General features: G+C 36.2%; 15 protein-coding genes and 1 pseudogene. 12 read left to right on the forward strand and 4 right to left on the reverse strand.

The features are described from left to right. The first annotated feature begins 224 nt into the window (after positions 1-224). Both ACFIQC_RS08650 and ACFIQC_RS08655 read left to right on the forward strand, forming a co-directional pair. Complete coding sequence (locus ACFIQC_RS08650) at positions 225-572, forward strand: hypothetical protein (RefSeq protein WP_375707040.1); 348 nt, start codon at positions 225-227, stop codon at positions 570-572. Next, complete coding sequence (locus tag ACFIQC_RS08655) at positions 559-1,200, forward strand: hypothetical protein (protein WP_404977929.1); 642 nt, start codon at positions 559-561, stop codon at positions 1,198-1,200. Before ACFIQC_RS08650 ends, ACFIQC_RS08655 begins: the two co-directional genes overlap by 14 nt. A 27-nt stretch (positions 1,201-1,227) precedes the next feature. On the opposite strand, the gene ACFIQC_RS08660 is transcribed toward ACFIQC_RS08655, so the two are convergent. Continuing rightward, complete coding sequence (locus tag ACFIQC_RS08660; RefSeq protein ID WP_004856691.1) at positions 1,228-1,521, reverse strand: HigA family addiction module antitoxin; 294 nt, start codon at positions 1,519-1,521, stop codon at positions 1,228-1,230. A gap of 16 nt (positions 1,522-1,537) precedes the next feature. After that, on the reverse strand, positions 1,538-1,819 hold the full coding sequence (locus tag ACFIQC_RS08665; RefSeq protein ID WP_375707041.1) for a type II toxin-antitoxin system RelE/ParE family toxin: 282 nt from the start codon (positions 1,817-1,819) through the stop codon (positions 1,538-1,540). A gap of 188 nt (positions 1,820-2,007) precedes the next feature. On the opposite strand from ACFIQC_RS08665, the gene ssb reads away from it, so the two are divergent. The 7 genes and pseudogenes from ssb to ACFIQC_RS08700 form a co-directional block, all read left to right on the forward strand. Beyond that, positions 2,008-2,454 carry a single-stranded DNA-binding protein gene (gene ssb / locus ACFIQC_RS08670; RefSeq protein WP_375641115.1) on the forward strand — a complete coding sequence of 149 codons (447 nt, stop codon included), beginning with the start codon at positions 2,008-2,010 and terminating at the stop codon, positions 2,452-2,454. 10 nt (positions 2,455-2,464) lie between these two features. Then, positions 2,465-3,013 carry a hypothetical protein gene (locus ACFIQC_RS08675; RefSeq protein ID WP_375641116.1) on the forward strand — a complete coding sequence of 183 codons (549 nt, stop codon included), beginning with the start codon at positions 2,465-2,467 and terminating at the stop codon, positions 3,011-3,013. Between the two features lie 95 nt (positions 3,014-3,108). Beyond that, positions 3,109-3,366 carry an AbrB/MazE/SpoVT family DNA-binding domain-containing protein gene (locus ACFIQC_RS08680; protein ID WP_375612038.1) on the forward strand — a complete coding sequence of 86 codons (258 nt, stop codon included), beginning with the start codon at positions 3,109-3,111 and terminating at the stop codon, positions 3,364-3,366. Beyond that, positions 3,366-3,698: a type II toxin-antitoxin system PemK/MazF family toxin gene (locus ACFIQC_RS08685; RefSeq protein ID WP_375612037.1), complete on the forward strand. Its 333-nt coding sequence runs from the start codon at positions 3,366-3,368 to the stop codon at positions 3,696-3,698. The genes ACFIQC_RS08680 and ACFIQC_RS08685 overlap by 1 nt, the downstream gene beginning before the upstream one ends. Before the next feature lie 387 nt (positions 3,699-4,085). Further along, positions 4,086-4,400 carry a hypothetical protein gene (locus ACFIQC_RS08690; RefSeq protein ID WP_375707042.1) on the forward strand — a complete coding sequence of 105 codons (315 nt, stop codon included), beginning with the start codon at positions 4,086-4,088 and terminating at the stop codon, positions 4,398-4,400. Between the two features lie 3 nt (positions 4,401-4,403). Further along, positions 4,404-4,985: a hypothetical protein gene (locus ACFIQC_RS08695; protein ID WP_375630768.1), complete on the forward strand. Its 582-nt coding sequence runs from the start codon at positions 4,404-4,406 to the stop codon at positions 4,983-4,985. Positions 4,986-5,568: 583 nt separating this feature from the next. Further along, positions 5,569-6,021, forward strand: a pseudogene (locus tag ACFIQC_RS08700) (Rha family transcriptional regulator); the annotation flags it as partial. A gap of 15 nt (positions 6,022-6,036) precedes the next feature. On the opposite strand, the gene ACFIQC_RS08705 reads toward ACFIQC_RS08700, so the two are convergent. Continuing rightward, a complete protein-coding gene (locus tag ACFIQC_RS08705; protein WP_375612370.1) occupies positions 6,037-6,261 on the reverse strand; it encodes an Arc family DNA-binding protein in 225 nt (74 codons plus the stop codon). 75 nt (positions 6,262-6,336) lie between these two features. Between ACFIQC_RS08705 and ACFIQC_RS08710 the strand changes: the two genes are divergently transcribed. From ACFIQC_RS08710 to ACFIQC_RS08720, 3 genes are read left to right on the forward strand one after another with little or no spacing between them, the layout of a single operon-like run. Beyond that, complete coding sequence (locus ACFIQC_RS08710; protein ID WP_004859798.1) at positions 6,337-6,540, forward strand: Arc family DNA-binding protein; 204 nt, start codon at positions 6,337-6,339, stop codon at positions 6,538-6,540. Then, positions 6,533-7,294, forward strand: a complete 762-nt coding sequence (locus tag ACFIQC_RS08715) for a phage antirepressor KilAC domain-containing protein (protein WP_375621793.1) — start codon at positions 6,533-6,535, stop codon at positions 7,292-7,294. Before ACFIQC_RS08710 ends, ACFIQC_RS08715 begins: the two co-directional genes overlap by 8 nt. Further along, positions 7,291-7,569 (forward strand): hypothetical protein, encoded by a 279-nt coding sequence (locus ACFIQC_RS08720; protein WP_375630680.1) that lies wholly within the window; start codon positions 7,291-7,293, stop codon positions 7,567-7,569. Before ACFIQC_RS08715 ends, ACFIQC_RS08720 begins: the two co-directional genes overlap by 4 nt. 63 nt (positions 7,570-7,632) lie before the next feature. On the opposite strand, the gene ACFIQC_RS08725 is transcribed toward ACFIQC_RS08720, so the two are convergent. Beyond that, positions 7,633-8,679 (reverse strand): Fic family protein, encoded by a 1,047-nt coding sequence (locus ACFIQC_RS08725; RefSeq protein ID WP_375707043.1) that lies wholly within the window; start codon positions 8,677-8,679, stop codon positions 7,633-7,635. Positions 8,680-8,841 lie beyond the last annotated feature (162 nt).

Below are 8,841 nucleotides of genomic sequence, written 5' to 3' on the forward strand. Positions count from 1 at the left end.
AAGGAATTTAAATGGTCTTGGGGGAACAGTGAAAAACATTGCAGGTTAGTAAACTAGTGAAAAGCGCTGATCATTTTACGATTAGACATGCATTTAAATCGACAAAAAGGTACCTTACAAAGCGATTTAAAGATTTTACGATGAAAACCATATCCGTAATATAAAACGCTCTGTACGGTCAAATTTGAGGCAAATAGACCAATTGGTAAAATTAGGATTAAAGCATGTTCATTTTTAAACATTTATTCTTAAAAAACCGTAAACAACCCATGCAAAAAGAGTTTGTTGCAACAGCTGTTGGTTATGTTCCTTGGGGGGATGGGGCAGAGGAGTATTTTTACAACCTCTACGAATATGAAGATGGCACAAGAGAGTGTGAAAAGTTTGATGGCGGCCAGTATTATACCACACCAGAAAATGCGGATTTTAGTACCAAAGCGCAAGTGAAAGCTTGGGTTTACGGTGGTGCTATTCCGAAAAGCGTTCTCAATTACGAACCTCTTATAGACGAGATCAATAAAGAGATCAAAAAATTATCGAAAACCGCAGGAAATAAATATGTTTACAGATAAACAGCTAAGAGCCTTGTTTGGTATTATAACTTTTATATTTTTATGTTTTTTAGGAATTAAAAAAAATCTTTACTTTATTCAGAGTATTTTGACATTCGCATCTGTTTCTTTGGTAATAGTCACAACGGTTTTTGCAATTTTATGCAATTCCAATATCCCTTCTGAATTGCAGAGCAACCCAAAATACAAATGCGGAAATACAACAGGTTGGGTGAAACTAACACGTGATTTACAACAGTATATGCACAGACTTTTAAAGCTAATAAGTTTAGCGCTTGTCGTTTTAATTTTTCCAAATAGTTATAAAGAAACTGTTTCTTTGCCTATTATTTCTAAGTACGTGGAGTATAAGCTTTCTTTTCCATTGGATACTGTACTTTGGTACTCAGATATTGCTCTTTGGTATTCTTTTTTAGTTTGTGTATTGTTTCTTATGTTACATACACGCAGTTTAATAAACATATCTATTCTATTTACACACTACAGTGCTCAGTTAAAAAGCCATAGTAAAGTTTCCGATTTTATAAAACTGTTCGGATTACGTTGTCTCTTCTCAACGTTCGATAAAATCAACAAGAGCATAAAAAACTATCGTGGGCTGCTTGATTTTAAAGAACATGACCTCTAGGTGTGAAGAAAGATGGACTAAGTATTTTTAAAGATGCCCTACTTGCTCTAGAGGTGAAATATGTGGGATTGGGCTGTTATGCCGAGCTTGCCACAAATCATGCTTTTGTTGCAATTTAAGCCAGAATTCCGCATCATTTAAACCCGCTTTTTCTAACCGTAAAGCTAAGTTAATACTAATCGCCGCATGGCAGTTTAAGACGCGGGATAAAGTTAAACGTGCAACGCCAAGACGATTTGCAGCTTCTGTTACTGTTAACCCTAATTCATCAAGCAATTCTTCTTTCAAAATGCCGCCAGGGTGTGGAGGATTGTACATCATAATAACACCTCAAAACTCAATGGTAATCTTGATAATCAACCAGTTCAACGTCTGTCCTAATGAAACGAAAGGTAACACGCCAATTTCCATTGACACGCATTGACCAGTAACCTTTTAAATCGCCCGTAAGCGCATGTAGACGATACGATTTAAGAGTAACTTGTTCAGGCGCGGATATTGTATCTAAAATTACTAAAATGTTTGCTAATTTTTTAGCATGCGCGGGTTGTATGCCTTTGCAGACTCCTCTTTCAAAGAATAATTTCAACCCTTTATGCTTAAAACTAACGATTGCCATATATACCCTCTTGATACTTGATACTATACACCATGCATTTATGTCAATTGATTATTTATCAAAGAGTATATTAAACATAATTTTATATGTTAATAATTAATAATATATCATTGAAATAATTGAAAAAATAATAAAATTACGCTAAGATTTTTTACATATTTAAATACAAATTTAAGGTAAGAAAAAACATGCTAAACAAAGTGACATTAATCGGACGCCTTGGTGCTAATCCCGAAAACAAAACAATGAATTCTGGAGCAGAAATAGTCAATTTTAGTATAGCAACTTCTGAGAGCTATACAGATAAAAAAACCAATCAAAAAGTAGAGAAAACAGAATGGCATTCAGTTGTGATTTTTAATCCACATTTAGCAAAAATTGCTCTTCAGTATCTCAGTAAAGGTTCAAAGGTTTACATAGAAGGCAAATTACAAACACGTAAATGGCAAGATAAAAATGGTCATGACCGTTACACAACAGAGATTGTCTTACCACAATTCAAAGGCGAGTTGTATTTGCTTGATGCCAAAAAAGAGCAATCGGCATTCCCTTCACCCATTACTTCTCAAAATTATGCTATCGCTTCAGGTGCTACTGATCATGGCACATCTCTTAACGATAGCATGCCATTCTGATTGAAAAAATATGGCTAAAAGAAAAAAACATGCAAAATGTGGACGTCCTCGTATTAATGGATGTCTCAGAGAACCAAATGGTCGTATCTCACGGACAAAAATGCCTCATGATCCCATTGATAAGTTGGCAATAGAAATACGGGCCAAACGTTTTGGCTTGACCATAGAAGAAGCAAAAAATCCGCTTTCTGCTACTTATATCGGACGGCTTTATCTGCAAGGTGTGATTAATCAAGATCAGTATGATGCTGCACAAAAATATCTTGAAGTGAGAAATGATTATCTCTGTGCAAAAACATTGCCTAGTGCAATTTATGATAAAATGCCCTCATCTTCTAATGAAGAAGCTAGAAAAAAATGGGTTGAATTTGCAACAAAACAATTTTTGAATATGCAAGAGGTAATAAAAGAAACACAACACCTTTACAGACATCATAATTTTTATGCTGCGCTACAGTATCTTGTTAGTGAAGATCAAGAATTACCGTACCTTGTACCTTCATTGCGAATAGTCCTTAACGCTCTCCAGAAATATTTTAACCAAAAAAATAAATGCTAAATGTTTTACTAGTATATTTATAAAAGCATCAGAAGCTCTTGAAATAGCTTTTAAAATGTTATATTTTTATATAATATTTTAGAGAGGTTGTTTTTATGCATACAACGAAATTACGTAAAGTTGGAGGGTCAGTGATGCTTTCTATACCACCTTCACTGCTTGATGTCCTTCATCTTACTGAAAATGCGCAAGTTGGTTTGACTATTGATAATGGACAATTAGTTGTGAAACCACAAACATTTCCTAATTATACTCTTGATGAATTGTTAGCCCAATGTAATCCGTCAGATGATTTTGTAGATGAGGATATAGAATGGTTTGATGCTAAACCTGTTGGTAAAGAGCTGTTGTGATGAAGCGAGGCGAAATTTGGCTAGTATCTCTTGATCCATCTTCGGGTTATGAACAAAAAGGAACGCGTCCTGTATTAATTGTATCACCGGAAGCGTTTAATCGTGTAACGAAAACACCTATTGTCTTGCCTATTACAAGCGGAGGAAATTTTGCTAGAACAGCAGGCTTTGCTGTCTCATTAATGGGAGTGGGATTACATACAACGGGCATAATACGTTGTGACCAACCACGTGCTCTTGATATTGGAGTGCGTCAGGGAAAGAAAATGGAAGCAGTTCCCCCCATGATTATGAACGAAGTCCTTGCTAAGCTAGCAACATTTCTTACGTAGTTGGTTCAAATCTTTATCTCGTGCCGTAAAACATCGTTCTTTGAAACGAGGCAAAAAGCCAAGTAAAAGATTCATTTAAATGGGATTATTATTGCATCTCTTGTTTATCTGAATACTAAGTCTAGATTTTTAGAAACAAAAAATGTACAAAATATAGATTTTTTCTCTTGACAATGTGTAAAAATTTTTATTTAATGGCTGTCCTGTCTCCAGGTGTATTGTGTCTAAAATTCAAAAATATCCCCTAAAATTTGGTAAAATCTTAAGCTTTCAAAAAGGATTAAGTTGCTGTTTTTATTGTTAAAACAGACTAATCTATTTTGCACATATCAAAAGCCATTCAGTAACCAATGATGTCATTAATTCATTGCCTCAAAAGGAGCGAAGATGAAAGCAATCATCACCAAGCCAATGTGTGTTGTTGGCGATAATAAAAGCACTGTTCGTTTTGAAACTTCAACTCCCAATAATCCATTTGTTGAAGTTTCCAATCAAGTCTACGCACGTCTCAAGCGCGCCAATGCTGCTAAACCTTTTGTTGATGTTAAAACAAAGATAAAGCCTGACAAGGGAGTTGAACAAATTAAGCAGATAGAACAAGAAGCCGTACAAACATCGTCTGAACCAGTGACAGAGGAAATTCCACTCGAACAGCCAAAAGCATCTAAAGCTTCCAAGTCACCTACCCCAAAAAAGGCTTAGAAGTTGAAGTTAATCATCCACCAAAAATGGTATCTTCAACAGGCAAAAGATACCTTCACAAGCCTTCAAGCCCCTCGCCTTAATTGGGCTTTGCGTAATGCTCTAAACACCGCAGCAAAACAAGTTGAACGCTTTACTGAAAAGCAAGTTGCTGACATCTCATCAGCCCAAATAAAGCGTATAAGAAGAGGTGTTTATATTAAAGAAAAGGCGACAGCAAGGTTTCTTGAGACAGATATCATTGGTTTTGGAACACCAATACCTCTTAAATTTTTTAAAGTAAACGAAACAAAACGCGGCGTAACTTACACACTGTTTGGAAAGAAAGAAATCTTACCCCATGGTTTTATCAAGGGAGGCAGTTTTCCAAAGCGTGTTGAATTAAAAAAGCTGAATGGGAATGTGTTTCAAAGAGCGGATGGAGATAAATTTCCCATTGCAAAACAAGAGGGACCTTCAATTGCTGGGGTGATGTCCAAACCAGAGATTGCAAGTGCTATTGCACAATATGCCAATGAAAGATTAACCAAAAACATACAGAGACAACTTTCTCGTCAAGAATACGCTGCTAATAAAAAAGGCTAGATCATGTTCTCAAGCTTTATCTATATATTCCATATTCTTATGAGTTTAGGCATTAAATATTCTTATTGCAATTTTAAAAACAGATTATCACTTATGCTTTGTTTTTTTCATAAAAAAATCAATAAAATCAACTCAAAAGGTACTTCCCAGTGGGTTGGCTTCGTTGCGGGGCAGGCGAGCGCGAACTATCGCTAGCGACAGAATTTTCAAATTGACTGTACATTGTACACTTAACTCATTGATAAATAATGATTTCAGTGTGTGTACTGTACAGTACGCGATTATTTTTAGATAAAAATTATTTTTATTCTTGACATTGTTGCGTTTATATATATTTCCGAATCAGGTGCCTGAAAACACCTTAAAACATCTAGCGGATTGATTGCCGAAATAATCGATCTTCTGTGCATTGCAAAGGCTTTGACTCATTATATGCGACAAGTGTATAATGACCTCATCGGGTGTAGTTACGCTATACAATACCCTTATGGGGAAAGCGTAACGACGGACTAGATGCCGTGTTTTCAGCACCCGATACCTTTTAAAGGTATCAATGAAAACCTCTAACATCTAGGAGTTCATAATGAACACTCTTATAAAAATTACAGAAAGTGTTGCTAATAGTGTTACCACTCAGACTATGTCGAGTCGTGAAATTGCGGGGGTATGTAGTAAGAAGCATAAAAATGTTATGCGAGACATTAAACAAATATTTAGCGAGCTCAAATTTGAGCCGGCTAAGTTTTTAAGCAGTTATATTGATGAACAAGGAAAAACACGCCCTTGTTATAATTTACCCAAACGTGAATGTTTAATTCTTGTTTCTGGTTACAGCACTGCTTTACGAGCCAAAATCATTGACCGCTGGCAAGAATTGGAAAAACAGGTAGCCACACCACAAGTTGACTACTCTAAACCGGAGGCATTACTTGGTGTTTTGAATCACTTACAAAGTCAAATAGAGCAGAAAGATCATGTTATTGCAGAATTAGCACCAAAAGCAGAAGCGCTTGAAGGCTTAAAGCGTTCTGAGGGGGCTATGTGTGGCATCTTATTGTTTTTTATTCACGAGTAGTTGTTCAAGGAGCTTTTTGAGATCTTCTGAATTCATTGCCAGCAGGTGATTTAATGTAACGGTAGTGCGGACAGAATCTTCTAAACGAGCAAGAATTTCCCCCGTAAGGCTACGATGATTTGCCTCAGCAAGCTCTTCCAATTGATTTTTCAGTTCAATTGGAATGAGAAATTTAAATTGCACACGATCTTTTTTTGTCATGCACCTAAAATATACCTAAAATACACTTGACACAAGGTACCTTTATGGTACTAAATATGTGCATATGGAGGTAAAATGAAAACGATCCAATATAAAATAAATATGCCACATACATTAAAGGAGTGGTTGTTTAATCGGGCGACTGAGAATGATCGCTCTCTTTCATCTGAAATAATTAACATTCTCAAAAAAGAAAAAGCGCTAGAGCATAAGTCCGCAAAAACTCTCTCTAACGCTTTACATCTAACTAACCTGAAAGAGGTCAATTACAATGAATAATAGCACATACTTACCTATCAATAAAGACAAATTAATCAAATTACGAGAAGTCGAAAACGAGCCTCGTGTTCGCGATGTGGATTTAGCAGAAAAATTAGGGTTTGTTCGTACACGTGACGTTAGAAAATTAATTACAAGAAATATGCAAGAAATAGAACGGTTTGGGAGGTGCGCCACTGTGGCGCACGTAATAAAGGGCAATAACGTAACAGAATATTGGCTTAACGAAGAGCAGACGTTATTGATTGCGACATTATCGAATACAGAAAAATCTTCTCAAGTCCGTTATATGCTTATTAAATTATTTGTTGCATGGCGTAGGGGCGAGATAAAGCAATCCTATGTTCAATCGATTGACTACTCCAGTCCAGCAGTAATGCTTGGTGTCTTAACGCATTTAAAAGATGAAAACGAGCGGAAAGACAATATCATTGCTAAATTAGCTCCAAAAGCAGAGGCTTTGGAAGGTTTAAAACGCTCTGATGGTTTGTTTGGTTTGATAGAAGCAGCAAAGATGTTGGAAGTAAGACCAAAGGATTTAACTGATTACTTGCGTAAACATGATTGGGTGTATCGGCGTGCTCCAGGGGCGCCACTGTTACCTTATCAGGACAAGATCAAGAAAGGATTTATGGATTGTCCTGCTATTACCATTCAAAGACCTGATGGTACAGAAAAAGTGCTCCCTTCAACAAAAATTACATCCAGAGGATTGGCATGTTTGAGAGAACAAATCCATGGAGGTGTACAATGAACACCAGTGTCGACTTCTTATGCGATTTGTGGATAGCGTTGTTTCAATTTTCTAATGATGAAAATATTAACGACAAAGAATGTACTGCTTTGGTTGACATCATGAGTCTGGTAGAAAAGGTTTTGATTTTAAAACTTCAAGATGAAGTACCAAATATACTTAAAATCTTGACAGTTCTAACAGATTTTGGAGATTCAGAACTACCGCATAGCATGGATTCTTTGTTGCGAGCCTATGTTCCTACTTTGGAGAACCCGATTGCAAAAGTAGCTTAGACCTACAACATAATTTTATCTCCTCGTCTTTTAGGCGGGGAGGTGGTTAAGAAGGCAATAAAATTAAGGTGCACTATACCAAGTTGATCGTCCACCACCATGACGTATCAAAAGACCTTTTTCAACTAATGATGTAAAAGTTACTTTAAGTGTATTAGGGCTTGCACCAACCTCACGCACCATATCGCGGGTTGTAACACGTCCGTGATTACGCACATAATCAAGAATATTAAGAGCCAATTCAGATAAGGAAAAAAGAGCATTTTTTTCACTCTCTATTTTTATTTCTAATTGGCGTTTTTGTTTTTGTAGAGCACGTAAAAAAAAGAGTATCCAAGGCTCCCAATTGGGTGTTTTAGTATAAATTGTTTTTTGAGTTTGATTTAAAACTAAGTAATAGCTTTCTTTATTATTCTCAATAATGCTTTCAAGTGATGAATATGGTACATAAACATAACCTTTTTGTAACAAAAGAAGGGTGGTTAAGATACGGCTTAAACGTCCATTTCCATCTTGAAAAGGATGAATAGCTAAAAATGTTACATTAAAAATACCAATCGTAAGTAAAGGATGAAGATCCTTTAATTCATTGGTTTTATTGAACCAAGTAATAAGCTCTTGCATTCGGTATGGTGTATCAAATGGTGTAGCTGTTTCAAAAACAATGCCAACCATTTTCCCTTGAGAATTAAATGCTGCTACATCATTGCGTAAAGTCTTATATTCACCTCGATGTCGTTGATCTTTCTCACTATTACACAAAAGATCACGATGAAGTTGTTTAATATGATTTTCAGTAATAGAAATATCACTCCAAGATTGAAAGATTGTTTCCATAACCTTGGCATAACCGATAACTTCTTGTTCATCACGACTCTTGAAACGTTTAATTTCTAAGTTTACCAAAAGCTGTTCGATTTCGCGGTCTGTTAACTTACTCCCTTCAATGCGTGTGGAAGATCCAATACTTTCAACAGTAGCAATATGACGAAGAGCGTTCAATCGCTCAGGTGCAAGAGTACCAAGGGCGCGCCATGCCCCTTTGAACTCATCAATCTCAGTAATGAGAGCCAACAATTCTTGTGTAACCTGAAGTGTATCCGTTCGCATACCGGAATATATACCCGATTATACCCGATTGTCAATCATTCGTAACACAGTAAACTCTTACTTCTTATGGCAGAGAAGAAGGCAAGGAGCAACTATGAATAAGAAAACGCGTAAGGGTTTATCGGTTCGTGCGTTTGCGAAGAAGATGGGTGTTTCACATAA

The organism is Bartonella sp. AA126HLJHH (assembly GCF_042197425.1).
Classification (GTDB): Bacteria; Pseudomonadota; Alphaproteobacteria; order Rhizobiales; family Rhizobiaceae; genus Bartonella.